Source organism: Kitasatospora sp. NBC_01250 (assembly GCF_036226465.1).
Lineage (GTDB): Bacteria > Actinomycetota > Actinomycetes > Streptomycetales > Streptomycetaceae > Kitasatospora.
In genome coordinates this window covers 4,224,720-4,250,963 of sequence record NZ_CP108476.1, presented here as the reverse complement: position 1 = coordinate 4,250,963, position 26,244 = coordinate 4,224,720, and the positions used below count along the sequence as shown (strand labels likewise).

22 protein-coding genes are annotated in these 26,244 nt (G+C 74.7%); 12 read left to right on the top strand and 10 right to left on the bottom strand.

What is annotated here, in order from left to right:
• Positions 1–175 precede the first annotated feature (175 nt).
• Complete coding sequence (locus OG500_RS17535) at positions 176–1,774, bottom strand: MFS transporter (RefSeq protein ID WP_329581278.1); 1,599 nt, start codon at positions 1,772–1,774, stop codon at positions 176–178.
• A 110-nt stretch (positions 1,775–1,884) separates the two neighbouring features.
• Here OG500_RS17535 and OG500_RS17530 point away from each other — a divergent pair, with 110 nt between their 5' ends.
• Positions 1,885–2,481: a TetR/AcrR family transcriptional regulator gene (locus tag OG500_RS17530; protein ID WP_327067631.1), complete on the top strand. Its 597-nt coding sequence runs from the start codon at positions 1,885–1,887 to the stop codon at positions 2,479–2,481.
• Between the two features lie 58 nt (positions 2,482–2,539).
• Positions 2,540–2,818 (top strand): hypothetical protein, encoded by a 279-nt coding sequence (locus OG500_RS17525; RefSeq protein WP_327067630.1) that lies wholly within the window; start codon positions 2,540–2,542, stop codon positions 2,816–2,818.
• A gap of 67 nt (positions 2,819–2,885) precedes the next feature.
• Here the strand turns inward: OG500_RS17525 and OG500_RS17520 are convergent, their stop codons facing one another.
• A complete protein-coding gene (locus OG500_RS17520) occupies positions 2,886–4,613 on the bottom strand; it encodes a class I adenylate-forming enzyme family protein (RefSeq protein WP_329581274.1) in 1,728 nt (575 codons plus the stop codon).
• Between the two features lie 68 nt (positions 4,614–4,681).
• Positions 4,682–5,839: an acyl-CoA dehydrogenase family protein gene (locus tag OG500_RS17515; RefSeq protein WP_327067628.1), complete on the bottom strand. Its 1,158-nt coding sequence runs from the start codon at positions 5,837–5,839 to the stop codon at positions 4,682–4,684.
• A gap of 314 nt (positions 5,840–6,153) precedes the next feature.
• On the opposite strand from OG500_RS17515, the gene OG500_RS17510 reads away from it, so the two are divergent.
• The gene (locus tag OG500_RS17510) at positions 6,154–7,419 is read left to right on the top strand and encodes a TetR/AcrR family transcriptional regulator (protein ID WP_327067627.1); all 1,266 of its coding nucleotides are present in this window, start codon (positions 6,154–6,156) and stop codon (positions 7,417–7,419) included.
• A 7-nt stretch (positions 7,420–7,426) separates the two neighbouring features.
• On the opposite strand, the gene OG500_RS17505 is transcribed toward OG500_RS17510, so the two are convergent.
• A complete protein-coding gene (locus OG500_RS17505; RefSeq protein ID WP_327067626.1) occupies positions 7,427–7,741 on the bottom strand; it encodes a hypothetical protein in 315 nt (104 codons plus the stop codon).
• Positions 7,742–8,035: 294 nt separating this feature from the next.
• Here OG500_RS17505 and OG500_RS17500 point away from each other — a divergent pair, with 294 nt between their 5' ends.
• The 6 genes from OG500_RS17500 (at position 8,036) to OG500_RS17475 (ending at position 17,964) form a co-directional block, all read left to right on the top strand.
• Positions 8,036–10,033, top strand: coding sequence for an ATP-binding protein (locus OG500_RS17500; RefSeq protein WP_329581269.1), 1,998 nt, complete (start codon positions 8,036–8,038; stop codon positions 10,031–10,033).
• A complete protein-coding gene (locus OG500_RS17495; protein WP_327067624.1) occupies positions 10,033–12,426 on the top strand; it encodes a hypothetical protein in 2,394 nt (797 codons plus the stop codon). The genes OG500_RS17500 and OG500_RS17495 overlap by 1 nt, the downstream gene beginning before the upstream one ends.
• A 163-nt stretch (positions 12,427–12,589) precedes the next feature.
• Complete coding sequence (locus OG500_RS17490; RefSeq protein ID WP_327067623.1) at positions 12,590–13,249, top strand: DedA family protein; 660 nt, start codon at positions 12,590–12,592, stop codon at positions 13,247–13,249.
• Between the two features lie 181 nt (positions 13,250–13,430).
• The gene (locus OG500_RS17485; protein WP_327067622.1) at positions 13,431–15,359 is read left to right on the top strand and encodes a threonine/serine ThrE exporter family protein; all 1,929 of its coding nucleotides are present in this window, start codon (positions 13,431–13,433) and stop codon (positions 15,357–15,359) included.
• Between the two features lie 79 nt (positions 15,360–15,438).
• On the top strand, positions 15,439–16,389 hold the full coding sequence (locus tag OG500_RS17480) for a hypothetical protein (protein WP_327067621.1): 951 nt from the start codon (positions 15,439–15,441) through the stop codon (positions 16,387–16,389).
• 168 nt (positions 16,390–16,557) lie between these two features.
• Entirely contained in the window at positions 16,558–17,964 is a 1,407-nt protein-coding gene (locus OG500_RS17475; RefSeq protein WP_329581264.1) for a C40 family peptidase, read from the top strand.
• A 50-nt stretch (positions 17,965–18,014) separates the two neighbouring features.
• Here OG500_RS17475 and OG500_RS17470 read toward each other — a convergent pair whose 3' ends face one another.
• Positions 18,015–18,935, bottom strand: a complete 921-nt coding sequence (locus OG500_RS17470; protein ID WP_329581261.1) for a LysR family transcriptional regulator — start codon at positions 18,933–18,935, stop codon at positions 18,015–18,017.
• Between the two features lie 93 nt (positions 18,936–19,028).
• Between OG500_RS17470 and OG500_RS17465 the strand changes: the two genes are divergently transcribed.
• Both OG500_RS17465 and OG500_RS17460 read left to right on the top strand, forming a co-directional pair.
• Positions 19,029–20,402 (top strand): MFS transporter, encoded by a 1,374-nt coding sequence (locus OG500_RS17465; protein ID WP_329581258.1) that lies wholly within the window; start codon positions 19,029–19,031, stop codon positions 20,400–20,402.
• A 53-nt stretch (positions 20,403–20,455) separates the two neighbouring features.
• A complete protein-coding gene (locus tag OG500_RS17460) occupies positions 20,456–21,757 on the top strand; it encodes a GNAT family N-acetyltransferase (RefSeq protein ID WP_329581255.1) in 1,302 nt (433 codons plus the stop codon).
• Between the two features lie 97 nt (positions 21,758–21,854).
• Here OG500_RS17460 and OG500_RS17455 read toward each other — a convergent pair whose 3' ends face one another.
• From OG500_RS17455 to OG500_RS17445, 3 genes are read right to left on the bottom strand one after another with little or no spacing between them, the layout of a single operon-like run.
• Entirely contained in the window at positions 21,855–22,703 is an 849-nt protein-coding gene (locus OG500_RS17455; protein WP_327067616.1) for a TetR/AcrR family transcriptional regulator, read from the bottom strand.
• A gap of 11 nt (positions 22,704–22,714) precedes the next feature.
• Positions 22,715–23,275, bottom strand: a complete 561-nt coding sequence (locus OG500_RS17450) for a thiol-disulfide oxidoreductase DCC family protein (protein WP_327067615.1) — start codon at positions 23,273–23,275, stop codon at positions 22,715–22,717.
• A 4-nt stretch (positions 23,276–23,279) separates the two neighbouring features.
• Positions 23,280–23,684, bottom strand: coding sequence for a hypothetical protein (locus tag OG500_RS17445; RefSeq protein WP_327067614.1), 405 nt, complete (start codon positions 23,682–23,684; stop codon positions 23,280–23,282).
• Between the two features lie 126 nt (positions 23,685–23,810).
• On the opposite strand from OG500_RS17445, the gene OG500_RS17440 reads away from it, so the two are divergent.
• Positions 23,811–24,386 carry a GNAT family N-acetyltransferase gene (locus tag OG500_RS17440; RefSeq protein ID WP_329581251.1) on the top strand — a complete coding sequence of 192 codons (576 nt, stop codon included), beginning with the start codon at positions 23,811–23,813 and terminating at the stop codon, positions 24,384–24,386.
• A 51-nt stretch (positions 24,387–24,437) separates the two neighbouring features.
• Here the strand turns inward: OG500_RS17440 and OG500_RS17435 are convergent, their stop codons facing one another.
• Positions 24,438–24,920, bottom strand: coding sequence for a macro domain-containing protein (locus OG500_RS17435; protein WP_327067612.1), 483 nt, complete (start codon positions 24,918–24,920; stop codon positions 24,438–24,440).
• A gap of 9 nt (positions 24,921–24,929) precedes the next feature.
• Complete coding sequence (locus OG500_RS17430; RefSeq protein ID WP_329581247.1) at positions 24,930–26,147, bottom strand: MFS transporter; 1,218 nt, start codon at positions 26,145–26,147, stop codon at positions 24,930–24,932.
• Positions 26,148–26,244 lie beyond the last annotated feature (97 nt).

The following is a 26,244-nucleotide window of genomic DNA, read 5'->3' as shown; positions in this document are numbered from 1 at the left end:
CCCTTCGGTTTTCTCGCTGTGACAGAGCCGGGCGGGGCCGCCCGGCCCTGCCAGTATGCCTGGCCCGGCGGCGGAACGTATACACCGCTCGGGAAACGGTGGTCAAAGAGGCGGTGACGCCGGCACGTTCGACGGATGTCTCCGCTGTGTGGTCTGGACCACACGGCGCAGGCGGTCAGGCCGGCCCGCCCGCGTCCGCGCCCACGCCGCTCAGCTGGGGGGATGCCGGGGTGGAGACCGGAGCGCCGGCCCCTGCCGCGCCCGCCTTCGGGAGGTGCCGCATCAGCCGGGACGCCAGCAGGCTGCCGCCCAGCAGGCACCCCAGCCCGATCCAGGCCGCCAGGTGCAGGCCGTCGGTGAAGGCCGACTGGCAGGCCGTCAGCAGTTCGTGCGCCGAGTGGGCCGGCAGGTCGGCCGCCACCGTGACGGCGCCGCCCAGCGAGTCGTGGGCCGCCCGGGCCGCCGCGTCGGGCAGCCCGGCCGGCAGCCGGTCCGTCAGCTGGGACTTGTAGACCGCCGCGCCGGCCGCGCCGAGCAGCGCGATGCCCAGCGAGCTGCCCAGCTCGCTCGCGGTCTCCGAGGTGGCGGAGGCGGCGCCGGCCCGGTCGGCGGGGGCGGCCGAGACGATCAGGTCGGCGGTGAGGGTCATGGTGCCAACCGTCCCGGCGGCCAGGAAGCCGGCGGCGGTCAGGATCAGCGCCAGCGGCGAGTGCGGGCCGACCCGGGTCATCAGGGCGAAGCCGGCCGCGCCGACCAGGAAGCCGCCGGCCATCTGGTGGCCGGGCCGGACCTTGCCCGCCAGTGCGCCGGAGATCCCGACCGCCGCGCCGACCCCGGTGCTCGGCAGCAGCGACCACAGCGCGGCGGTCAGCGGGCTCATGCCCTTGACCAGTTGCAGGTACTGCGAGGTGAAGAGGGTGAAGCCCATCATGGCGAACATCGCGAGGGTGTTGATCGAGATGGAGCCGGCGTAGCTGCGGATCCGGAACAGACCGAGGTCGATCAGCGGGTTCGCACAGGTCAGCTGGCGCCGGGCGAAGAGCGCGCCGGCGACCAGGCCGGCGGCCAGGGCCGCGGCGGGCAGCGGGTGCCAGCCGTCGACGGCCAGCGTCTTGATCCCGTAGACCAGCGGCAGCACGGTGGCCAGGGACAGCCCGGCGCCCAGCAGGTCGAAGCTCCCGCGCCGCGGCGCCCGGTACTCGGGCAGCAGCAGCGGCCCCAGGAGCAGCAGCAGGCCCATCGCCGGGATCGCGACCAGGAACGCCGAGCCCCACCAGAAGTGGTTGAGCAGCAGTCCGCCGGCCACCGGTCCGAGCGTCGCGCCGCCGGTCAGCGCCCCGGTCCAGGCGCCCATGGCGGCCTGGCGCTGCTTGGGGTCCGGGAACATCGTGCGGATCAGCGCGAGCGTGCTGGGCATCAGCGTGGCGCCGGCGACGCCGAGCACCGCCCGGGCCGCGATCAGCTCGGCCGCACTGCCGGACCAGGCCGCCAGCAGCGAGGCCGCGGCGAAGCCGGCGGCGCCCAGCAGCAGCAGCCGGCGCCGGCCGATCCGGTCGCCCAGCGCGCCCATCGGGATGAGCAGCCCGGCCAGCAGGAACGAGTACATGTCCATGATCCACAGCTGCTGGGTGCCGCTGGGCCGCAGATCGGTGCTGATGAACGGGACGGCGAAGAAGAGCACGCCCATGTCCATCGAGAGGACCAGGGTCGGAAGCAGGAGGACGGCGAGGCCCGCCCAGGCGCGGCGGCCGGCGAGGCCGTTGGTTGCGGTCATGGAGAGAACGGTACGAGCGTGTCAGACGTTTGTCTAGTACAGATGTGCAAGACGAATGTTCGAGACGTATGACCAAGACAGATGTCTGAGAGCGCAGTACCATGCGGACCATGGGAAACCGCGAAGAACTGCTGGCCGGCGCCAAGCGCTGCCTGGCCGAGAAGGGCTACGGCCGTACCACCGCACGGGACATCGCGACGGCCTCCGGGGTGAGCCTGGCCGCGATCGGCTACCACTTCGGCTCCAAGGACGCGCTGCTCAACATCGCGCTGATCGAGGCCATGGGTGACTGGGGCGAGACGCTGGGCGCGGCGCTGGCCGGGACGGCCGGGCTGGAGCTGACGCCCGAGGAGCGCTTCGTGGCCAGCTGGGACCAGGTGCTCGGCACCTTCGCGGAGAGCCGCGGCCTGTGGAAGGCGCAGTTCGAGGTGCTCGCCCAGGTCGACCACGTGCCGGAGATCGCCAAGGCGATGGCCGACGCCCAGGGGGACGCCCGGCTCGGGCTCTCCGCGCTCTTCCAGGGCAAGGCCGAGGTGCCGGACACCGAGGAGGAGCACTCCCGCGGCGCGTTCCTGCAGATGATCCTGGCGGGCGTCGCGGCGCAGTGGCTGATCGCGCCGGACCGGGTGCCGACCGGGCGGGACCTGTACCGCGGGCTCCAGCTCCTGGCCGGCGGCATGCTCACGCCGCCCGCGCCCGCCGCCTGACGCTCGGTCGGACCCGTTCGGCGTGCGGGGCGCACCGGGCGCCCCGAGGGTGGGCCGTATGGCGACCTTTCAGAAGTTCAACAGTGCGTTCCCGGTCAACCGGCGGCTGCTCGGCGCCGGCCTGATGCTCGGCGGCGTCGGCGCGGCGGCCGGGCTGCTGGGGACGGTGCTGGTCGGCGTGGCGCTGGCCACCGCCGGGCGCAGCTGGGTCCAGCAGTTCGAGACCTCGCCCGGCGAGCGGGCGGCCCGGGCCCTGCAGCAGGCCAGGGCGGCCTCGCAGGCAGGCCTGGACGCCTGGCGCACGGCCTCGGTGCCGGACGGGGCGCAGCTGAACTGACCGGCCGCGGCCGGGCGCCGAGCGGAGCGGAGCGGGGCGGAGCGGGGCGGGCGGCCCTGCTCCGCGCTCAGGGCCGGTCCGGCGAGCCGCCCAGCGCCGCCCGCAGCTCGCCCTTGACGAGCTTGCCGGTCGCGTTGCGCGGCAGCGGCTCGTCCCGCAGGACCAGGTGCGCCGGTACCTTGAACGCCGCCAGCCGGGCCCCGACGTGCCGCCGCAGCTCCTCGGCGTCCGCCTGCGCGCCCGGTCGCAGCCGCACCACCGCGGCCACCTCCTCGCCCAGTACCGGGTGCGGCAGGCCGAGCACCGCCGCCTCCGCGACCGCCGGGTGGTCCAGCAGCACGCCCTCGACCTCGCCGCAGTACACGTTCTCGCCGCCGCGGATCACCATGTCCTTGAGCCGGTCGACCACGTAGAGCTCGCCGTCGCGCCGGAACGCCAGGTCGCCGGTGCGGAACCAGTCGCCGCTGAACGCGGCCGAGGTGGCCTCGGGCGCCCGCCAGTAGCCGCGGAACACCGACTGCCCGCGCAGCCACAGCTCGCCCACCTCGCCGTCCGGCAGCCCGGCGCCGTCCGGACCGGCGATCCGCACCTGCACCGCGGGGGCCGGCCGGCCGATGCTGTCGGGGTGCTCCAGGTAGCGGGCGCCGACGTTGGCGATCACGCCGCCGCAGACCTCGGTCAGGCCGTAGCCGTTGCGGGCCTCGACCCGTCCGTCGAACTGCCGGTGGACCCGCCGGACCAGTGCGGGCGGCGCCGGGGCGCCGCCGGTGCTGAGCCCGGTCAGGCTTTCCAGCGCGAGCCCGCGGCGGGCGGCCGCGTCCAGCAGGCCCAGCGCGGTGGTCGGGACCCCGCTGTAGCCGGTGACCCGCTGCCCGGCGATCAGCTCCAGTGCCGCCTCGGCGTCCCACCGGCGCATCAGCACGGCGGTGCCGCCACTGGCCATCAGCGGGAAGAGCGTGCTGAACGCGGCCACGTGGAAGAACGGGTAGGTCAGCAGCACGGTCTGCGCCGGGAGCCGGCCGAGGTCGCGCCCGGCGGCCAGGTGGGCGCCGGCCAGGAAGAACCGCGGGTGCAGGACGGCGCCGCACCAGGCGGACTGGGTGGCGACCACGCCCTTGGGGCGGCCGGTGGTGCCGGAGGTGTACATGATGGTGGCGTCGTCCCCGGCGGAGACCGGCACCTCGGGGGCGGTCACGCCGTCCGGTGGGGGCGGCAGCTGCTCGAACCGCTCGGTCCGGGGCGCGTCCAGGTGCGCCGACCCCGCCGGCACCTCCGCGGTCAGCAGCCAGGGCCGCGGGCCGCTCGCGCCGCGCGCCGCCAGCCAGCCCGCGATCCGCTCGGTCCGCTCCGGGTCGGCCACCACCAGGGCGGGCTCGCAGTCGTCCAGCGCGTAGGCCAGCTCCTCGGCCGACCACCAGGCGTTCAGTGGGACGGCGATCAGGCCGGCGAGCTGGGCGGCCCAGAAGGCGATCTGCCACTCGGGCAGGTTGCGCATGGCGATCGCCACCCGGTCGCCGGGGCGCAGCCCGTAGTGCTCCAGGCAGCGGTGGGCGAGGGCGGCGGCAGCCGCGTAGTGCTCGGCGTAGCTGCGGGTGCGCCCGTCCAGCAGCAGGAAGGGGCGCTCGCCGTGGCTCCGGGTGCTCGCCAGGAAGTCGCGCAGCACGGTCGGCCCGTCCGCGTAGCGCGGCCCGCGCGGGGTGTCGACCGTGGCGAACGGGGCGCCGGGGGCCGAGAGCGTCGCCCGCGCCCGGGCGACGGCGGCCGGCGAGCTGCCGGGCGGGGTGGGCGTGGTCATCGGCGTCCTTCAGGAACGGCGGCGGGCCTGCCCACCCTAAGGTGGACAGGCCCGCCGGGCACAGGCCGTTACAGGCCGAGCGACTTGGCGATGATGGTCTTCATGACCTCGCTGGTGCCGCCGTAGATCCGGAACACCCGGTTGTCGGTGTAGAGCCGCGCGATCGGGTACTCCAGGATGTAGCCGTACCCGCCGTGCAGCTGCAGGCACTTGTCGATCACCTCGGCCGCCGCCTCGGTGCAGAACAGCTTCGCCTCGGCGGCGTCCGCCACCGTCAGCTCGCCGTTCTGGTACTGCTCCAGGGCGGTGTCCACGAAGACCTGCATCGCGGTGACCTGGGTCTTGCAGTCGGCCAGCACGAACTTGGTGTTCTGGAACTCGGCCACCGCCTGGCCGAAGACCTTGCGGTCCTTGACGTACTGCAGCGCGAAGTTGACCGCCGCGGCGGCGGCCGCGTAGCCGCCGACCGCGATCGCCAGGCGCTCCTGCACCAGGTTGTGGGTCAGGTAGGAGAACGCCTTGCCCTCCTCGCCGAGCAGGTCGGCGACCGGCACCTTGACGTCGCTGAAGGCCAGCTCGGCGGTGTCGGAGGTGCGCAGGCCGATCTTGTGCAGCTTGCGGCCCACCGAGTAGCCCTCGGACGTGGTGTCCACGCAGAGGATCGACAGCCCGGCCCGGCGGTTGGCCGGATCGTACGGGCTGGTGCGGGCGACCACGAGCACCAGGTCGGCCAGCGCGCCGCCGGTGATGAAGGTCTTCGCGCCGTTGAGGACGTAGTGGGTGCCGTCCTCGGAGAGCTTGGCGGTGGTGCTGATGCCCGCGAGGTCGGAGCCGGCGCCCGGCTCGGTCATCGCGATCGCGGTCATGATCTCGCCGGAGACGAAGCCGGGCAGCCAGCGCTGCTTCTGCTCCTCGTTGGCGTACTCCAGCAGGTAGGGCAGCACCAGACCGGTGTGCACGCCCGAGGAGCCGAAGCTCACGCCCGCGCGGGCCACCTCCTCGGTGATCACCGCCTGGTACTTGAAGCCGGTCTCGCCCGCGCCGCCGAACTCCTCCGGCACCTCGATGCCGAAGACGCCCAGGTCGCCGAGCTTGTTGTAGAAGGAGCGCGGCGGGTGGCCCTCGGCCTCCCAGCTCTCGTAGACCGGGACGACCTCCTTGGCGATGAAGTCCCGGATGGTGCTCCGGAACGCCTCGTGGTCCTCGTTGTACACAGTGCGGCGCACGACGGCGCTCCCTTCGCACGGGTGGCTCGCGGGACCGGCCTGCGCGGCGGGCCCCGCGATCGATGGGGGCGGCCCCGGCGGCCCCGGTGTGGGGGTCCGGGGCCGGCGGGGCCACAACCCAGCGCTCTCGGGTGCCAGGTTGATCGATCGCTAAGTTAATCGCCAGTAGCTTTCCTGTCCAGAGTCGGCGCGCCCCGGACCGACATGGTTATTCCCGTTGCAGTGGTGGACCTATCCGGGGGTTATGTGAATCATTGCTAGCCGGGCGCGGCCAGCAGCGGCGGCGCCGGTGACGCGAGGTCCAGGGAGGGCGGATGGGACGGGAGGAGACCGGGCCGGCCCGCCGCCCGCGCGGTCGGCGGACGCAGATCCTCGCCGTGGCCGCCGAGCAGTTCCACCGCCGCGGCTACCACCAGGTGGCGATGGCCGAGGTGGCCGCGGCCGTCGGGATCACCGCCCCCGCGCTCTACCGGCACTACCGGGGCAAGCCCGAGCTGCTGCGCCAGTCCGTCTGCGGGGGCCTGGCGGAGCTCGCCGCCGCGACAGCGGAGGTGCCGGCGACGGCGGACGCTTCGGCCGGGCCGGCCGGGCTGGCCGCCGCGCTGGCCCGGGTGGCGCTGGACCAACGCGCCCTGGCCACCCTGTGGCAGCGCGACGCCCGGCTGCTGCCCCCGGCCCAACGGGCCGAGCTGCGCCGCGCGTTGCGCTCCTGCGTCACCGGGGCCGGTCGGCGGCTGAGCGCCGCCCGTCCGGAACTCGGCCAGCAGCAGGCCGAGTTGCTGGTCTGGTCGGCGCTCTCGGCGGCCGGCAGCCTGTCGTACCACACCTTCGCGCCGCCGCGCCGGCGCTTCGAGCGCCTGCTGACCGACCTGCTGCTCGGCCTGCTCGCCGCCTCGCCGGGCCCGCCCCGGCCGGTGCCTGCGGGGCGCCCGCCCGAGGGCGGCCTGGCCGGCCGCCGCGAGGAGCTGCTGGCGGCGGCGGTGCGGCTGTTCGACGAGCGCGGCTTCGACAACGTCAGCACCGACCGGCTCGGCGCGGCGGTCGGCATCGCGGGGCCGAGCCTCTACAAGCACTTCCCGGCCAAGGCCGACCTGCTGGCCGCGGCGCTGGTGCGCTGCCGCGAGCGGCTCGGGCACGAGGTGGTGGCGGTGCTGCTGGCCGCGGGCGATCCGGCCGAGCGGCTGGCCGAGGGGCTCCGTGCGTACACCGCCTTCGCCCGGCGCCACCGGCACTACCTGGGTGCGATGGTGAGCGAGACCGAGCGGCTGGCCGCGCCGGACCGCAAGGCGGCGCTGGACTTCCGCCGGGACTTCCTGCGGATCTGGGTGGAGCTGCTGCGCCAGGTGCACCCCGGCTACGACAAGGCCGAGGCCCGGATCCGGGTGCACGCGATGTTCGCCCTGGTCAACGACGGGGTGCGGAACAGCTCGCCGGTCGGGGGAGCCGAACTGGCGCCACGCCTTGACCAGTTGGCCTGCGTGCTGCTGGGCGTGCCGGTGGCGGGCGGCGACGGGCCGCCGAACGCCCGCGGGGGTGGGTCCGCGTCCGGACCCACCCCCGCCTCAGCGGTGTCGAACTGACGCGAGGTCAGCCGGCGGGCGCGTAGTGCACCGCGTGCAGGAAGTTGAGGTTGCCCTGCTCGCTGCCGACCAGGCCGGAGTTGCCGGCGACCGCGTTGGTGTTGTTCTGGTTGCTGCCGCCGGAGCCGGTGGCGGTCTGCTGGGAGGAGTTGCCGTTGCCGGTCACGCTGCCGACCACGTTGCCGGAGCCCCAGTTGCTCACGACGCTGCTGTTGGAACCGTTGTCGGAGCCGGCGCCGTTGTCGGCCTGCGCGCTGCCGATGCCGAGGATGAGGAAGGCGCCGAGGGCGGTGGCGGCGGTGATGGCACGGGTACGGGACACGATGGTCTCCCTAGGAGTACGGGTAATGCTGCGAGTTGGCGCCTTCGGGGTGGCCGCCCCGGTGCGCCGGTTGACTGACGTCGCCTGATCAGGATCACTCCGTACTCCGGTCGGATGCCAGTGAATCGGGCACGATTCGCTCAATGGGGTCATCTGGGGCGGAAATCGACCGAACCAGGTTTGATCGCCGTGAAAGCTGGCAGGGACGGCGGCACAAGGGCGGCTGTCACGGACCCGTTCGGCCGCCGGGAAACCGGTGGTCCCATGATTGTCAGACTGGCAGACTGGGGCCTCATGTCTGAAGGTCAGGAGAACCTGCGCACCACCGAGGTCGATCTCGGCGGCCTGGTGAGCGTCCTCGCCACCCACCTCTACTCCACGCCCCTGGTCGCGCTGCGCGAGCTGGTGCAGAACGCGCACGACTCGCACACCCGCCGCCGCCTGGAGGACCCGCAGGGCGCGGCCGGCCACCGGCCCCGGATCCGGGTGCGGGCCGACGCCGCCGCCCGGACCCTGGCGATCGAGGACACCGGCGCCGGCCTGACCGAGCCGGAGATCCACGCCTACCTGGCCACCGTCGGCACCGGCTACACCCGGCTGCTGCGCGAGGTCACCGGCAACGAGGAGCTGATCGGCGCCTTCGGCCTCGGCTTCCTCTCCGCCTTCTCGGTGGCCGAGGAGGTCACCGTCACCACCACCTCGCACCGCGAACCGGCCCTCGGCCACCGCTACCGCAGCCGCGGCGGCGAGCAGTACAGCGTCGAGCCGGTCCCCGCCCGGCCGCAGCCGGGCACCGTGGTCGAGCTGACCCTGCGGCCCGAGCACGCGCACCTGGCCGACGAGGACGCGCTGCGCGAGGTGCTGGGCCGCTACTGCGTGCTGCTGAGCGTCCCGGTGCACGTCGGCGACGACGAGCAGCCGGTCAACGGCATCCGGGTGCCCTGGCGCGAACAGGTCCCGCCGATCGCGCCGGGCCGCCTGCACGCGGCCCGGATGGAGTTCGCCGCCGCCTTCGGGCGCCGGTTCGAGCCGCTGACGGTGTTCCCCTTCGAGGCGGCCGGCGGCGGGGCCGAGGCGATCGGCCTGCTCTGGGTGCAGGACGGCGCCACCTACGGCAGCAGCGACAACCGCGACCTGGCCGTCTACCTGCGCGGCATGCTGCTCGCCGACGACGCCCGCGACCTGCTGCCCAGCTGGGCCGGGTTCATCGGCGGCGTGGTCGAGTCCAACCGCCTGACCCCCACCGCCAGCCGCGAGGACCTGCAGCGCGACGAGCACTACCGGGCGCTCCAGCGGGCGCTGGCCGACGCGATCGTCGACGGCCTGTACGAGACGGCCCGGCTGCACCCGGCCGCCTGGCGCCGGATCCTGGCCCGGCACGGGCAGGACCTGCTCGGCGCCGCGCTCTGCGACGAGCGCCTGTTCACCCTGCTCGCCGACGACGTCCCGGTGCCCACCTCGCAGGGCGACCTGACCGCCGGTGCGCTGCGTGCGGCGGGGCAGGGCGCGGTGCACGTCGCGCTCGGATCCGGGGGCGGCTTCGAGGAGATGCTCTACCGGGCGATGCAGGTGCCGATCGCCCGCGGCGACCGGTACGCCGTGCTGCCCTTCCTGCGCCGCTACGCGCAGCTGCGCGACTGCCGGATCGTCGAGCTGGGCAGTGCGGACGGCAACCGCGAGCTGTTCCGCGACCCGGAACAGCCCCTGCCCGCCGAGGAGTTGGGCTGGCTGTCGGCCGCACTGGCGGAGCCCGGCGAGCAGGTGGTGCCGGCCAGGTTCGAACCGCCGGGCCTGCCCCTGGTGCTGGTGCCCGACCGGGAGGCGGAGCTGAAGGCGCGGATCGAGGACGACCAGGCGGACGCCCGGATCCCGTCGGCGGCGCTGCGCCTGGCCCGGGCCTTCACCGCCCGTACCGACGGCACGGTCCGGGCCCGGCTCTACCTGAACACCGCCTCGCCCGCCGTCCAGGACCTGCTGCGGGCCTACCGGGCCGGCCACACCGGCAGCACCACGGCGGCGGCCCTGCTCCGCTCGATCAAGGTGATCATGGCGGCGGCGGGTGCCACCGGCTCGGCCGGCGGCGACCTGGGGGCGGCGCTGGCCGGGGTCGGCACGGCGGTCGCCGCGCTGACCGCGCCCCCGGCGGAGGGACTGTCAGCGGGGCTCGACAGACTCCTCGACGACAGCCGGCCCGACGGCGGCCCGCAGCACGGCGGCCCTCAGAACGGCGGTTCGCGGCAAGAAGGTCCGTGGCACGACGGTTCGCAGCACGAGCAGGGGGAGGGTGCCTGATGACCACCGATGTCTGGGGCTGGGTCCACGACACCCACGAGCAGCTGGTCGAGGGCGGCCAGCACCGGCTGGCCACCGCGCTGGTCGAGATCGCCGGCCACGCGGTCGACGGGCGCAACGAGCAACTGGACGCGATGTACCCGGAGGCGCTCGCCTCGGCCCGCGCCCTCGGCCTGCCCTGGGTGGAGGTCTTCCTGCGGCACTGGCGGCTGCAGAACCTGCTGAACAAGCGCCACCAGGGCGAGCAGGCGATGACCGAGGCGGTCTCGCTGCTGGAGTTCGCGCACCGCGAGGAGACCGCCGACTGCCCGCAGTCGGTCTGCGCCGTGCAGGACTTCACCATCTGCCACGCCAACATCGACGGCCCCGGCTACGTCCCCGAGCGGCTCGCCGTGCTGGAGGAGGCGCTGGCGCGGGTCGAGCCGGCCCGTGCCTGCTTCGACTGCCTCTCCCGCGAGTACGCCGACACCCTGGAGGACGACGGCCGGGCCGAGGCCGCGCTGGCCCACCTGGACCGGGCGCAGACCCGGATCCAGGCGGCGGGCGAGCGTGTCTCGCTCTCCTTCGGCCAGGCCAGGGCCGGCGCGCTGCACCGGCTCGGCCGCTACCAGGAGGCGCTCGACGCGCTGGACGCCGCCGTGCAGGCGCACACCGCCGCCCGCCAGGTGCTGGACGAGGACGACCACCGCAAGCTCGGCGTGATCCGGGCCCGCGCGCTGGCCGCGCTCGGGCGCCATCAGGAGGCGCTGGAGCAGCTGCCGCCGGTGGCCCAGGCCGACGGCTACGCCGACATCCGGCACCGCTGGGCGGACGCGGTCGAGCGCCTGGTGGCCGCCGACCGCTACCCGAACGACGCCCGGCTCGGCGTCCGGCTCGCCCACTGGGTCTCCTACCTGGACGCGGCCGGCTCGCACCGCCCGTGCCTGGACCTGGCGCTGGTCGCCGGGCGGCTCGCGGTCGGCCGCGGGGCGCGCGAGGTCGCGCTGGCGCTGGTGGCCACCGGCGAGCGCAAGCTCGCCCTGCTGCGCCGCACCGACACGGTGGCCGGCCCGCTCGCCGAGCTGCGGCAGGCCGCCGCCGCGCTGCCGGTGCCCGCGCTTCCGGTGGCCCCGGCCGAGCTGCCGGGCTGGCTCGGCGAGCGGGCCGCGGCGCAGCCCGGAGCCGAGCCGGCGCCGGAGGCGGACCTGGACCTGCTGGCCGCCGCCTGGGCCGCGCTGGAGCGCGACCCGGGCGCCGAGGAGCGCGGGGCCGCCACCGACCTGCTGCTCCACCTGGCCGGACTGCTCGCCTCGCTGGGCCACGAGCACTCCTCCGCCGCCCTGCTCTGGGCCCGCCTGGAGCAGGACCCGGGCCATCAGGACCTGATCGGCATGCTCGCCTCGGTGCTGATCGAGGCCCGTGACGACGCGGGCCTGCGCCGCCTCGCCGACCGGCTGGCCCCCGCGCAGCCCGGTGACGCGCACTGGATCCGCGCCCGCTGGGCGGCGGCCGAGAGCCGCTGGGCCGAGGTGCTGGAGAGCTGCGAGGCGCTGCTGGCGCTGGAGCCGGACCGGATCAACCCGCGCCGGCTGGGCGCCGCCGCGGCCACCGAGCTGGGCGAGCACGGCCGCGCCCAGCGGCTCTACCAGGACCTGCTGGCGCACGCGCTGCCCGCGGAGGGCACCGCGCCCGAGCAGCAGTACCGCACCGTCCAGCCCGCCGACCTCTGGCACCTGATCACCGCCGCGACCGCCAACCGCGACTGGGCGGTGGTGCGCGAGGCCGGCGCCCGGCTCGGCATCGAGTTCGACGAGCCCGAGGGCCCGGTGGCGGAGGAGTGGCAGCTGGTCACCGTCCGGGCCCGGCGCGCCAACGGGGCGACCACCGACCTGCCGGCCGTGCGGACCGGTCCGGCCACCGCGCGGATCCTGCCGGTGCTGGGCGAGGACATCCCGCTCAACCACCACGACGTGGTGGTCTTCGCGCCCGCCCTGCTGGAGCCCGCCCCGGCCGAGGACGCGAGCGAGGAGGAACAGGCCCGCTGGCGGCCGACCTTCGAGCTGCTCACGCTGCTCGACCCGGCCGGCTACACCAGCTGGTTCCTGGACGGCGCCTGGCCCGGCCCGCAGGCCTGGAACGAGCTGCGCGAGGCACTGGCCGAGGCCGGGTACGGGCTGTGGGCGTACAGCGGGGAGCAGTACGTGATCACCGATCCGGCCGGCGAGGCGGCCGGGCTGCCCGGCATCTACGCCGCCCTCGGGGTGCCGCCGACCGCCGCCGCCGGCGAGGCCGACGCGCTGCTCACCCGGCTGACCGCGCACTGGGCGCACCCGCTCAGCTGGCTGGACCTGGCCAAGGCGGCCGGCGCGGACCCGGTCCGCCACGAGGAGATCGTCAGCCGCTACGGCCTGTGATCCCGGCGGTGGCCGCACCGGTACCGACCGGCGCGGCCACCCCTTCGGCCTGCTTCTTTGCCAATGCTTTACCATGAGATGACCAACGCATTGGCAGACCGGTTGGCCGTCCCCGTGCCCGGACCGCTGACGTGAGCCCCCGAGACCATCCGGAGCGCCCCACGTGCACAGCCTCGCCCTCGGGCCGTCCTGGCTCGACCCGACCCAGCTCGTCTCGACCTTCGGGCTGCTCGGCATCCTGCTGGTGGTCTTCGCCGAGTCCGGCCTGCTGATCGGATTCTTCCTGCCCGGTGACTCGCTGCTCTTCACCACCGGCCTGCTGGTCGCGCACGGGCAGTACCTGAGCCAGCCGCTCTGGCTGGTCTGCCTGCTGGTGGTCGCCGCGGCGGTGGCCGGCGACCAGGTCGGCTACCTGTTCGGACGGCGGGTCGGGCCCACGCTCTTCAACCGCCCCGAGTCGCGGCTCTTCAGACGGGAGAACGTCACCAAGGCCGGTGCCTTCTTCGAGCGGCACGGGCCCAAGGCGATCGTGCTGGCCAGGTTCGTGCCGATCGTGCGCACCTTCACCCCGATCGTGGCCGGCGTCGGGCGGATGAACTACCGCGTCTTCGCGCTCTACAACCTGGTCGGCGGCCTGCTCTGGGGCGGCGGCGTCACGGTGCTCGGCGCCTGCCTGGGCCGGATCGCCTTCGTGCGCGAGCACATCGAGCTGATCCTGGTCGGCGTCGTGCTGGTCTCGGTGCTGCCGGTCGCGGTCGAGATCCTTCGTGCTCGCAGGATCTCGACCGCGACCGCCGGTGGCGGCCGGCACCGCGCCCGCTGAGCCGCTGACCTGCGACCGCGCGCTGTCGCCCGGCAGCTCACTCGACGTATCGTCTGCTTTTCGGAACCTTCTCGACCTGTCTGGGCGACTTGTACACATGCGTCCTGACCCGGCATCGGGCAAGGTGGAGGCGAAGATCACGGACGGTGGCGGTGCCACCCCGGGGCGGTGAGGAGCGGCAGTGCCTAAGCGGGGCCGACCGGGCGGCAGCAGGAGTGCCCGCGGCGGGAAGAGCGCGAACCGGGGCGGGAACGGCGCCGACCGGACGGGCAACCGGCCCCAGGACCGGCCCGAGGCCGCGCCGAAGCCCGTCCCGCCCGCCCAGGCGCCGCCCACCGAGGGCCTGCTGGCCAACGCCGCCCCGCCCGCCGACCAGGTGCAGCTGATCCCGCTGGCGCCGTTGCCGCAGGAGACCGAGGGGCTGCTCGGGCCCACCGTCGAGACCCCCGCGCCGCTGTCCCCGGCCGAGCCCGCGGCGAAGGCGAAGGAGAAGGAGAAGCAGGACGGGGTGCCGCCCGAGGACACCGTCGAGTCGCAGTACCCGGACGAGTTCGCCGCCTTCGCCGAGCTCGGCGGCGGCTCCGAGGACACCCTCACCCCTGAGGTCTGGCGCGCCGTCGGCTACAACCCGCCCAGCGGCGCCATCCCGACACTGCGTCAGGGCGCCCCCGGAGCCGCGCCCTGGCCGGACCGGATGCGCACGCTGCTGCGCACCCCGATGTCCGAGCGGCCCGCCTTCGAGCGCACCCCGCGCGAGGCCAAGTCCGAGGCAACCGCCCGCAACGTGCCGCGGATCCTGGACCTGACCCTGCGCATCGGCGAGCTGCTGCTCGCCAGCGGCGAGAGCGCGGAGGACGTCGAGGCCGCCATGCTCGGGGTCAGCCACGCCTACCAGCTGGACCGCTGCGAGCCGCAGGTGACCTTCACGCTGATCTCCATCTCCTACCAGCCCTCGCTGGTCGAGGCCCCGGTCACCGCCGCCCGGGTGGTGCGGCGGCGCACCTCCGACTACACCCGGCTCGCCGCCGTGTACCGGCTGGTCGCGGACATCACGGCGGAGAAGATCACGGTCAACGACGCCTACCGGCGCCTGGCCCTGATCCGCCGCAACCGGCACCCCTACCCCACCTGGCTGCTCACGCTCACCGCCGGCCTGCTGGCCGGCGCGGCCACCTTCCTGGTCGGCGGCCGGATCGACGCCAAGGCCTGGCTGGTCTTCCTCAACGCCGTGGTCGCCGCGATCATCGGCGACCGGCTGGCCATCCTGGTGGCCCGCCGCGGTCTGCCGGAGTTCTACCAGTTCGTGCTGGCCGCGATGCCCGCCGCGGTCTGCGGCATCATCCTGTCGCTCAACAGCTCCTCGCTGCGCGGCTCGGTGGTGATCACCGGTGGCCTGTTCGCCCTGCTGCCCGGGCGCGCCCTGGTGGCCGCCGTGCAGGACGGCCTGACCGGCTTCTACATCACCGCCGCGGCCCGGCTGCTGGAAGTCGTCTACCTGGTCGCGGGCATCGTGATCGGCGTGATGCTGGTGCTCTACGCCGGGGTCAGCTACGACGCGCAGCTGCGGCCCGCCGAGTCGCTGAGCGGCATCTACAACCCGCCGATCCAGCTGGTCGCGGCGATGCTGCTCACCCTCTTCTTCGCGATGCTGCTGCAGACCAGCCGGCGCACCCTGGCCCTGGTCACCTTCAACAGCGGCATCGGCTGGACCGTCTACGGAGTGCTCGCCTACAACGCGCAGATCTCGCCGATCGTCGCCACCGGCATAGCCGCCGGCCTGGTCGGCCTCTTCGGCCAGCTGATGGCCCGCTTCCGGTACGCCTCCGCACTGCCCTATGTCACCGCGGCGCTCGGCCCGCTGATGCCCGGATCCGCGCTCTACCTCGGCATGCTCTCCTTCGCCCAGGGCCACCCGTCCGCGGGGCTGGTCTCGATCAGCCGGGCCGCCGCCATCGCGATGGCGCTGGCGATCGGGGTGAACCTGGGAGGCGAGGTGGCCCGGCTCTTCATGAAGGTGCCGGGCGTCGGGACGCTCGCGGGCGGCGAGGTCCGGCTGGTGCCCTACCTGACCGGACCACGGCGGGCGGCCAAACGTACCCGTGGCTTCTGACCGCGCGTTAGCAGCACGTCGTACCGAAGCACCGCCGTACCGAAGCAAGCACCGAGGAAGCACCGAGGACGTACCGCCCATGCAGATCGCCGGCCTGGTGGAGGGATACCGCGCTCACATCGTCGCCGCCCACAAGCAGCCGCTCCTCCTGCTCCTGGTCGGCTTCATCAGCTCCTTCCTGCTGATCCGGGTCAGCGTCCGGATGATCCGGGCCAAGGTCCGCTGGTGGCCGGGGAACATCACGCCCGGCGGGCTGCACATCCACCACATGGTCTTCGGCGTCGGCTGCCTGCTGGTGGCCGGCATCGGGGTGTTCGCCACCAACGGCGGGCACCCGTGGATCGACTGGTTCGGGCTGCTCTTCGGGATCGGCTGCGGTCTGGTGCTGGACGAGTTCGCGCTGATCCTGCACCTGGAGGACGTCTACTGGAGCGAGCAGGGCCGCAAGTCGGTGGACGCGGTGATCCTCGGCATCCTGCTGACCGCGCTGCTGCTGACCGGCTCCGTGCCGCTCAGTGTGGTGCCCGGACAGAGCGGCTCGGACGGCTCCGGGCGGTGGGGACTGGTCGCGGTGATCTCGGTCAACGCCCTGATGTCGGTCGTCGCGCTGTTCAAGGGCAAGCTGTGGACCGGGCTGCTCGGCATCATGGTGCCCGGCCTGTCCTGGATCGGCGCGATCCGGCTGGCCCGCCCCGCCAGCCCGTGGGCGCGCTGGCGCTACGCCGAGCGGCCACGGCGCCAGGCCCGCGCCTGGCGCCGCGAGCGCCTGCTGCACGCCCGCGCGGAGCGGGCCAAGACCTGGTTCTTCGACCTGATCGCCGGTGCCCCGGACAAGGTCCCCGCCCACCACACCGCCACCCACCGGATGGCGGAGGCGATGGCGGCCCGGGCCGCCGCGCACCTGGAGGCCAGCCGCGCCGCCCGGCCCGCCGAGCCCCCCGAGCGCGGCGCCGACCAGCGCCGGCGCACCGTGCAGGCGGGCCGCGCCCGCTCCTACCTCGGCCGGGGACCGCGCCGCCGCACGCCCTGACCCGGGCGTCGGCTGAGCCGACGTCAGGTGACGACCTGTCAGGCGTGATCACCCACTCGGCCGCACGGAGCTGGCGGGGAACGTCGAGCGGATTTGAGAATATGACGTCTGGTGACTGAATTGTCACCTGATGGGATGTTTCGCCGATCGTCGAAGGGTGAGGGCTCCTTGCTGGCACGCAGACTTCTGACCGCCCTGCTGCTGACCCTGACCGCCCTCGCCGGCCCGCTCCCGTCGCCGGAACCCACAGCCGTGGCGGCCGCGGCCCCCGCCCGGGTGCCGCTCGGTGCCGTGGCCGACGATGCACCGGCACCCGACGGCGTGCCCTATCCGTCCACCGGGTCGATCGCGGACGCCAGGGCCGAGGCCGACCGCCGGGCCGCCGACACCGCGGCGATCGAGGACCGGCTGGCCGGGGCCAAGACCGAGCTGGAGCAGGCCGCCCGGGAGGCCGAGGAGGCCGTGGAGGCCTACGACGGCGCCCAGGTCAAGCTCGCCAGGGCCCGCACCGAAGCGGGTGCGGCCACCACGCGGGCGGCGGTCGCCGAAGCGGCCAGGGTCGATGCCGCCGAGAGCGCGGCGAGCCTGGCCGCCGCCAGCTACCGGCTCGGTGCCAGCCCCGAACTCACCGCGGTCAACGCCCTGCTGGGCGCCGAGGGGCCGCGCGCGGCCGGCGAGCAGGCCGTCATGGTGGGCGCCGCGGGCCGCAGCACCCGGCAGATCCTGGACGCCGCCACCAGCACCGCCAAGGCCGCGGGCGAGGCCGCGCGCACCGCGCAGCACGCCACCGACGAGGCGCAACAGGCCGCCGAGGCCGTCCAGGCGGCCAAGGGCCGGGCGCAGGCGCGGCTGACGGACCAGCAGCAGCTCGTCACCCGGCTCGACCAGCAGCGCGAGCAGCTGCTCGGCGAGCTGGCCGCCGCCCGGGACACCACGGTGGAGCTCGAACGCCAGCGCCAGGACGCGCTGGACGCGATCGCCGCCCAGCAGGCCGAGGCGGCGGCCAAGGCCGCTGCCCAGGCCGCAGCCACCGCGCAGGCCGAGGCCGCGGCCGAGGCCCAGCAGTCCGCACCGCGGCCCGACCCCGCCCCGGCGGCCCCCGCCCCCGGGCCGGGCGACGCACCGGCCACCGATTCCGGCAGCGCTGCCGCGCCGGGTGGTGCTCCGGGTGGTGCTCCGGGCGGCGCCTCCAACGGTGGCTCCTGGAGCGCGTCCGGCGCGCAGGCCGCCCTCGACTTCGCCCGGAGCAAGATCGGCCTGCCCTACATCTGGGGCGGCGAGGGCCCGGCGGGCTACGACTGCTCGGGTCTGACCATGCTCGCCTGGCAGCAGGGCGGCAAGCGGCTGACCCACTTCGCCGCCGACCAGTACGCCGAGTCGACGCCGGTCAGCTACGCCCAACTGCGCCCCGGCGACCTGGTCTTCTGGACCCACACCGGCCGCGCCGCCGACATCTACCACGTCGCCATCTACCTCGGCGACGACCAGATGATCGAGGCCCCCCGCACCGGCGTCCCGATCAAGCAGGCCAGCCTCTGGATCATGGGCCGCCCCGACTTCTACGCCCGCCCCTGAGACCCGCCCCTGAGACCCGCCCCTGAGACCCGGCCCGCGCGGTCGGCGCCTCAGCAGGCGCGGGCGGGGTGCGGGCGCTGGGGGAGGGGGTCGGCGCGGCGGGCCACGTCGAGGAGGGTGTGCAGCGCCTGTTCGGCCAGGCCCAGGCGGGGGTGCCACTGGGCGATGATGCTGACCGGGCGGATCGGATCGGCCAGGCGCAGGGCGACCAGCTCGCCGGCCGCCAGCTCGCGGGCGACCGACAGCTCGGGCAGCAGGGTGACCCCGCGGCCGTGTCCGGCCAGGCGCAGCAGTGCGGCGAGGGAGCCGGTGATCAGCGTCTGCCGGATGCCGGCGAGCAGGTCGCGGCCCAGGCGGTCCACCAGCATCTGCGAGGTGCAGCTCGGCTCGACGACCATGAACTCCTGGCCGAGCAGCTGACCGGGCGTCACCGACTCCTGCCGGGCCAGCGGATGGAAGGGGGAGGCGACCAGCAGCGTGCGGTCGTGGCCGACCACCGCGTGCGGCCCCAGCGCCCGCAGGCCGTTGTCGTACTGGAAGACCAGGTCCACCTCGCGCGCGGCGAAGGCCTGGTCCAGGTGGCTGCGGCGGCCGACGGTCAGCTCGACCCGGGCGACCACGCCCGGGCCGCCCGCACCGTACTCGTAGGCCGCCAGCACGTCCGGCATCCAGGCGTGGGCCAGCGACTCCTGGGCGCCGATCCGCAGCCTGGGCCGGTCGCCGAGTGCGGCGCGGCGCATCCGCTCGGCCAGCTCCAGCGCCTCGCGCGCGTGCGGCAGCACTCGCCGGCCGGCCTCGGTGAGGGTGGCGCCGGTCCCCGCGCGCACCAGGACGGTCACGCCGAGGTCCGCCTCCAGGCGTTTGAGCTGGGCGCTGACGCTCGACTGGGCGTACCCCAACTCCTTGGCGGCGGCGGAGATGCCGCCGTGGTCGGCGACGGCGACGAAGGCGCGCAGGTAGCGAGTGTCCACGGCGCCAGCATGGCATGGTCCATCGGATTGTCCGATGGGGTTATCGACATTGCGGCGTCGCCGGGCCGTGGGTCGCGGGGGGAGCCTGCTGCCATGACCACCGAGATCGCCGCCAGCCCCACCGTCCGTTCACCCGAGGCAGATCCGTCGGCCCGCTCGCGCCTGGCCTTCGCCGGCATCGCGATCGGCAACCTGCTCGTCCTGCTCGACACCTCGGTCCTCAACGTCGCCGTACCCGACCTGCAGCGCTCGCTGCACCCGTCCGCCGCCGCGCTGCCCTGGGCCGTCGACGCCTACACCGTCGTCTTCGCCGGACTGCTGCTCACCGCCGGGGTGTTCGCCGACCGCTGGGGCGCCCGCCGGGTCTACGTCGGCGCGCTCGGCGCCTTCGCCGCGCTGTCCGCGCTGTGCGCCGCCGCGCCCGGCGTCGGCCTGCTGATCGCCGGGCGGGCGCTGCTCGGTGCGGCCGGCGCGGGGCTGGTACCGGCCTCGCTCGCGCTGCTCATCGCGCTCAACCCGGACCCCGTGCGCCGCACCCGCGCCATCGGTGCCTGGGCCGCGGTGGGCGGCCTGGGCGCGGCCGTCGGGCCGGTACTGGGCGGCGGCCTGGTCGAACTCGGCGGCTGGCGGCTGGTGTTCCTGATCAACCCGCCGATCGCGCTGGCCGCCGTGGCGCTGGCCCGCCGGCTGCCGGCCGCCCCCGTCCGGTCCGCCCGGGCGCTGGACCGTCCCGGGCTGCTGCTGTCCACCGGCTCGCTCGGTGCGCTCACCTTCGGCCTGGTGGAGGCCGGTATCCAGGGCTGGGGTTCGCCGCAGGCCTGGATACCGATCGGGCTCGCGCTGCTCGGCCTCGTCGCGCTGGCGGTGGTGGAACGCCGGGTCGCCGCCCCGCTGCTGCCGTCCGCGCTGCTCGCACTCCCGCGGGTGCGGGCCGCGCTGCTGGCCGCCGCGGTCTCCTGCTTCGGCTACTTCGGCGGGATGTACCTGATCGACGTCTGGCTCCAGCACGGGCAGGGGCGCTCCCCGCTCGGGGCGGGGCTGGCGTCGCTGCCGTTGACCTTCCCGGTCTGCGTGATGCCGTTCTTCACCGGCCGTCTGGTCGCCAGGTACGGTGCCCGCCCGGTGCTGCTGGCCGGGATGTCCGCCACCGCACTGGCCGGTGTGCTGCTGGCCCGCTGCGGTGGGCACCCGCCCTTCCCGCTGTTCGTCGCGGCCGAACTCGCGCTCGCCGTGGCGGGGACCCTCGCGATCCCCGGTGCCGCCGCCGAGATGGCCGTCGCCGCGCCGCCGGAGTTCGCGGCCACCGGCCAGGGAGCGCTCAACGGGATCCGGCAGTCGGGTTCGGCGCTCGGCGTCGCGGTGCTGGGCACCCTGGGCACGCTGCCGGGCGCCGGGTACGTGCTGATCGTCCTCGGGGGACTGGCGGTGCTGCTGATCGCGGGCAGCACCGCACGGGGGCGGCGGTGAGGCGGCGGAAAAACCGGGTGCCCCGAGCGCAGCCGCCGTCCTAACGTGGGCGGATGAGGACCAGCACCGCCGACGGCACCGCCGCGCCCGTGGACGAGATCGAGATCCGGACCATCACCGAGGACGACCTGGAGGCCTGGGGCTCCGCGGTGACCGTCGGGTTCCTGCGGCCCGGGCTGCCGGGGGTGCCCGAGTACCGCCGGCTGCGGCACTTCGCCGGGCGCACCCAGGGCGCCTACGACGGGGACCGCTGCGTTGCCACCTTCCGCAGCATGCCGTACGAACTGACGCTGCCCGGTGGCCGGTTGCTGCCGGTCTCGGCGATCACCGGGGTGACCGTCACCCAGACCCACCGCCGCCGCGGACTGCTCAGCCGGATGATGGACAACGAGCTGGCGTCCGCCCGCGAGCGCGGGGAGGCGGTGGCGATCCTGATCGCCGCCGAGTACAACATCTACGGCCGGTTCGGCTTCGGTCCGGCCACCCGCACGCACGGCTGGCGGGTGGACCTGCGGCGGGCCGGTGGCCTGCGCGCCGACCTGCCCACCGCGGACGAGTTCGGCGACGTACCGGCTGCCGGTCGGATCGACCTGGTCAGCATGGACGAACTGGGCAGGCTCGGGCGGGAGTTGCACGACCGGTGGCGTCTCGGCCAGCCCGGCGCGATCAACCGTGACCAGGCCCACTGGGGCCTGCTCACGGGCTCGACGACGATACCCGGCCAGGACTGGAAGGAGCCCTTCGCGGTGGTGCACCGGGACGCCGGCGGCGCCGTCACCGGGCTCGCGGTCTACCGGGTGGAGGACAAGTGGGTCGCCAACAACCCCGAATGCACCCTGGTGGTGGAGGACTTCCTCGCGCTCGACCGGCCGACCGCGGTGAGCCTGTGGCGCTACCTCTGCTCGGTGGACTGGGTCGGCACGCTGGTGGTGAACAACATCGCCCCCGACGACCCGCTGCCGTTCTACTTCAAGGACCCGCGCGCGGTGCGGCAGCACGAGGACAGCAGCGACTTCATGTGGCTGCGGGTGCTGGACGTGCCGGCGGCCTTCGCGCCCCGCCGACTGGCCGGGGCGGGGCGGGTGGTCCTGGAGGTCAGCGACCCGGCCGGGTACGCCGCGGGCCGCTGGGCGCTCGTCTCGGACGCCGACGGCACGGGCCGGGCCGAACCGACCGGTGACCGGGCGGACCTCGCCCTCGACGCCAGGGCGCTCGGCTCGCTCTACCTCGGCGCCGAGAGCGCCGCCCGCCTCGCGGCGGCGGGGCTGGTCGAGGAAGTGCACCCGGGAGCCGCGTTCGCCCTGGACCGGCTGCTCGGCACGCCGCTCAGGGCCTGGAATCCGGACAGCTTCTGACCGGGCTGCGGCGCGACGGTCCGAGCGGGACCGCCGGTCGGCGGACCCGCGCAGCCCGGCGAGGATCTCGGGGGTGGTCGCGGGTCAAGGGTGCGTCTCAGTCCCTGCGCCTGCGCTTGCGGGCCGGTGCGGCAGGTGACCGGGTGCTGGCCGTCCTGCCTATGGTCGGCAGCACGAAGTCCTCGACCATGCCGACCGCGTCACGGACCAGCGGGCGGAAGACCCGGTAGCGGGAGAGGCTGACGATCTTGGCGACGAAGGGGGCGCAGCGCTGCACGAAGGCCCGGGTGCGCTCGGTGTCCTCGGTCCGGTCGAAGACCCAGTAGAGGACCACGACCATCAGGTGCAGCCAGAGCAGGTCGGGCAGCAGCTCGTCCAGCTCGGGGTCGATCTTCGGGCCGAGGTCCGAGCCGTCCAGCACCTCGCGGAAGATCTGCACCGCCGTCTCCCGCGCGGGGTGGGAATCGTTCGAGAACGGGCTCAGCGCGCTTTCCGGGTCGGCCGCCGTGCGGAAGAACTGCGCGGCGAACTCGTGGTACGGCGCCGCGCAGTCCACCCAGGCCTCGATGGCGACCCGCAGGCGCTCGGCGAAGTCCGTCGTCCCGGCCATCCGGGCCCGGGCCTCGACCGCGTGCTCGCGCGTCATCCGGTCGTAGAAGCCCTGGATGAGGAACTCTTTGCCCTCGTAGTAGTAGTACGCGTTGCCGACCGAGACGCCCGCCTCGGCGGCGATGGCGCGCATGGTGGTCTTGTCGTAGCCGCGCTCCTGGAAGAGCCGCATCGCGGTCTCCAGGATGAGCGCGCGGGTCTGCTCGCTCTTCGCGGTCTTCGGGCGGCCCTTGGCGTCGGCCGGCCCGGGCTCGGCGCCGGCCGGTGGGGCCGGCTCGCCGGCCGGGGCGGCTGCCGTGTCGGCCGGCGGGTCGGCTGGGGTCCTTGCGTCGTCCACGATGCCTGAGCCTAGCCGTGGAGGGTGCAGCCGCTCTCGGGGCAGGGCGGCGGCCAGCTCGGATCCAGGGCGCCGGCGGGACCGGGCGTCCCCTGTGCGCCCGGTTCCGCCGTGGCGTCCCGCTGGTCCGAAGGACCGTCCGGCGGCAGCCCCGACCCGTCGTCCGGCGGCAGCAGGCCCGCTCCGGTCGCCGAGCGGTACCGGCTGGCGACGAAGGCCGCCGTGCGCGCCAGCGGCAGGCCGGCCGGGGTGCTCAGGCGCAGCGAGAGTTCCCGGTGGCGGGTCAGTGCCCAGAGGCAGGCGACGAAGGCTTCCGCCCCGCGCCAGACCTCGCCGGTGTCCGCGACCACGGTGAGTTCGCCGAGCGATGCATGGTGGTCCAGGCCCGGGAAGTACCGCCGGGCCGCGTAGGAGGCCACCGGCAGGAAGCGCAGCGGCACCAGCTGGGGCTGCCTGCGCAGCCAGGCGGTCAGGTGGCGGCAGAGCCCGCAGTGCGGATCGTGCAGCACGGTGAGCAGGCCGACCGGGGGCGGGTCCGACGGGCTCGCGGGGAGCGGAGGTGGCGTCGCCATGGCGTCAGGGCTTGACCGGTGCGGTCCAGCCCTGCGGCGCGACCGGCGGGCGCTGCAGGCGCTCCAGCTTGCCGCGGCGGCGGATCCGGTTGAGGACCAGGACGTTGCCCAGATGCATCACGCCGAGGATCAGCAGCACCAGGCCGAGCTTGAGCGAGAGTGCGTCGAAGACCCCCTGGGTGCCGTTGACGGCGTCGCTGTTCTTCATCCACAGCATGACGAAGCCGAGGTTGAGCAGGTAGAAGCCGACCACCAGCAGCTGGTTCACCGCGTCGGCGAGCTTCTCGTCCCCCGCGAAGACGTCGGCCAGGAAGACCTTGCCGTTGCGGCTGAGGGTGCGGGCCACCCAGATGGTCACGCCGGTGGCGATCGGCAGGTAACCGGCGTAGCTGGCGACTGTGTAGTCCATGCAGGACCACGTCCTCTCGAATTTCGAACGTGTTCAAAACCGTCTGAGGGAGACAGTAGACCTACTTTTGAACGCGTTCAAGTTGCTCGGCCCGGGCTCTGGGAGGCGGCGTGGCAAGATCGACGGATGACCGACAGCAGCGCGACTTCGAGGTCCGGCCCACCCGACGCGCCGGACCCGGCGGACCTCTCGATCCGCCTGGGCGGCCCCGCCGACGCGGCGGCCGTGGCCCGGCTGCACGCCGAGAGCTGGCGCACGGCGTACGCGGGGATCGTGCCGGCGGCGGCGCTGGCGGACGGGCTGGCCGAGCAGCGCGGCGAACTCTGGGAGCTGCGGCTCACGGTCGACTACGGGGAGCCGGCCGCCACGCCCGCGCTGCTGCTGGCCGAGCGGGCCGGCGGCGACCTGGTCGGTTTCGGCTACCTGGTCCCGGAGCCGGACGGGCCGGTGCTGCTGGACAACCTGCATGTGCGCCCGGGGCTGACCGGAGCCGGGATCGGCGCCGTGCTGCTGGATGCCGCCCGCGCGTGGACGGCCCGGACGCATCCCGGTGCGCCGCTCCGCCTGGAGGTGCTGCGCGACAACCACCGCGCGGTCGCCTTCTACGAGCGCTGCGGCGGCGAGCGCACCAGGGAGGGCTGGACCGACTTCCCGGGCGCCGGCGAGCTGCCCGAGTACGAGTACACCTGGGCGCGGCCGTAGGCCGTGGGCGCGCTCCGTCGGGCCAGGGCTCGTCCGGGCGCCGGGGCCGGGTCAGTCGTGGTCGTAGACGGTGACCGCGATGCCGCGATCCACCAGCCGGGCCGTCAGCAGCGGCTCGACCCGCTCCCAGCGTCCGCCCGCCAGCCCGCAGCCGATCCGCGGCAGGTGCACCGAGGCGCCCAGCGCCAGCGCGGGTGCGGCCAGCCGGTCGAGTGCGGTGTCGATCGCCTCGTAGCGCACCGGCGCCCCGGCGCTGCGGCTGGTCCGGGTGCCGTGCTGGCCGACCAGGTTGGCCACCCAGACGTCGCGCTCGACCTGGACCAGTTGCACGGCGCCGAGGCCGAAGTCGTTCCGGGCCCGCTCGCGGTGCCAGCGCCGGTAGGCGGCCTCGGGTTCGGGCCAGCGGCGGGAGAGCGCCAGGACGAAGCCCTTGCCCCAGCCGCCCCGGTCGTTGCAGAGATGCGCGATGATCTTGGGCCCCTTGGCCTGCGGGCTGGTCGCGTCCCCGCGCAGGTATCTGATCTCGCTCCCCATGGCGGCACCCTACGAGGCGTTGCCGACAGCGGCCACGGAGATTCGCAGCCGGCGGGTGCCGAGCAGGGCGGTCAGCAGGGCCAGCACCGCGGCTGCGGCGGGCAGGCCGAAGCCGCGGGCGCCCGGGGCGTGCTGGACGAGCAGGCCGCCGAGGGCCGAGCCCGCCGAGATGCCGGTCACGATGCCGGAGACCACCAGTGCCATGCCCTCGTTCAGCGCGGCGGCGGGCAGCATCCGCTGGAGGAGCGTCATGCCGCTGACCATGGTGGGCGCGGTGCCGGTGCCGGTGGTGAAGAGCACGAGGGCCAGCACCCCGGGGCCGGTGCCGCAGGCGGCCGCGGTGAGCGGCAGCAGGAGCAGGGCGCTCATCGCGGCGAGGCTGAGCAGCAGGCGGCGCACCGGGTCGGCGGACTCGGGACGCAGCCCGAACACCAGGCCCGACACGCCGGAGCCGGCGGCCAGCAGGCCGAGCAGCAGGCCGGTCGCCCAGCGCTGGCCGTGCGCCCCGGTCCAGGCCACCGTGGTGATCTCCAGCGAGCCGAAGACCAGGCCGGTGCCGAAGAAGGCGACCACCAGGGCGGGTACGCCGGGTGCCCGCAGCGGCGCTGAGGTGCCGCGGTCCGGCGCCGGTGCGACCGGGGGTTCGGTGCGGCGCTGGGCGGCGAAGAGCAGCCCGCCGGCGGTGGCGAGCCCGCTGATCGCCAGCAGTCCGGCCTCCGGGAAGAGGGTGGTGCAGAGCAGGACGCCGAGCACCGGGCCGGCCAGGTAGCACAGCTCGTCCAGTGCCTGCTCCAGCGCGTTGGCGCGGTGCAGCAGGGCCGGCTCCGCGCCGTACAGGTGGGCCCAGCGGGCCCGGCTCATGCCGCCGAGGTTGGGCGCCACCGAGGCGGTGGTGGCGGCGGCGAAGAGCGTCCAGTCGGGGGCGCCGCCGTGCAGCAGGAACGGCAGGGCGGTGCGCGGGACGGCGGAGCAGAGCGCGGCGGGTATCGAGACCCGGCGCTGCCCGTAGCGGTCGACCAGGCGGCCGAGCAGCGGGAGGCCGACCGCCACGCCGACCAGCCCCGCGGCCGAGACGGCGCCGGCCAGGGCGTAGGAGTGGCGTCGCTGGACGATCGCGGTGAGCAGGCTGACGCCCAGCATCGAGAAGGAGAGGCGGCCGATCAGGCCGTAGCAGGTGAAGGCGAGGGCGCCGGGCCGGGCGAACAGCTGGCGGTAGGAGGCGAGCACGGGACTCCAGGGCAGGGCCGGTCGGCCGGTGGACGGCCGCGACCGGCGGGGGAGGGGGATTGCCCCCAGCCTGTCCGGTGGGTCCGGTGCCGGTCCA

What these genes read in the sequence shown, in the direction of transcription:
- OG500_RS17535 (WP_329581278.1), bottom strand. Translation starts at nt 1,774, where the DNA reads ATGACCGCAACCAACGGCCTCGCCGGCCGCCGCGCCTGGGCGGGCCTC.
- OG500_RS17530 (WP_327067631.1), top strand. Translation starts at nt 1,885, where the DNA reads ATGGGAAACCGCGAAGAACTGCTGGCCGGCGCCAAGCGCTGCCTGGCC.
- OG500_RS17525 (WP_327067630.1), top strand. Translation starts at nt 2,540, where the DNA reads ATGGCGACCTTTCAGAAGTTCAACAGTGCGTTCCCGGTCAACCGGCGG.
- OG500_RS17520 (WP_329581274.1), bottom strand. Translation starts at nt 4,613, where the DNA reads ATGACCACGCCCACCCCGCCCGGCAGCTCGCCGGCCGCCGTCGCCCGG.
- OG500_RS17510 (WP_327067627.1), top strand. Translation starts at nt 6,154, where the DNA reads ATGGGACGGGAGGAGACCGGGCCGGCCCGCCGCCCGCGCGGTCGGCGG.
- OG500_RS17500 (WP_329581269.1), top strand. Translation starts at nt 8,036, where the DNA reads ATGTCTGAAGGTCAGGAGAACCTGCGCACCACCGAGGTCGATCTCGGC.
- OG500_RS17495 (WP_327067624.1), top strand. Translation starts at nt 10,033, where the DNA reads ATGACCACCGATGTCTGGGGCTGGGTCCACGACACCCACGAGCAGCTG.
- OG500_RS17480 (WP_327067621.1), top strand. Translation starts at nt 15,439, where the DNA reads ATGCAGATCGCCGGCCTGGTGGAGGGATACCGCGCTCACATCGTCGCC.
- OG500_RS17465 (WP_329581258.1), top strand. Translation starts at nt 19,029, where the DNA reads ATGACCACCGAGATCGCCGCCAGCCCCACCGTCCGTTCACCCGAGGCA.
- OG500_RS17460 (WP_329581255.1), top strand. Translation starts at nt 20,456, where the DNA reads ATGAGGACCAGCACCGCCGACGGCACCGCCGCGCCCGTGGACGAGATC.
- OG500_RS17450 (WP_327067615.1), bottom strand. Translation starts at nt 23,275, where the DNA reads ATGGCGACGCCACCTCCGCTCCCCGCGAGCCCGTCGGACCCGCCCCCG.
- OG500_RS17445 (WP_327067614.1), bottom strand. Translation starts at nt 23,684, where the DNA reads ATGGACTACACAGTCGCCAGCTACGCCGGTTACCTGCCGATCGCCACC.
- OG500_RS17440 (WP_329581251.1), top strand. Translation starts at nt 23,811, where the DNA reads ATGACCGACAGCAGCGCGACTTCGAGGTCCGGCCCACCCGACGCGCCG.
- OG500_RS17435 (WP_327067612.1), bottom strand. Translation starts at nt 24,920, where the DNA reads ATGGGGAGCGAGATCAGATACCTGCGCGGGGACGCGACCAGCCCGCAG.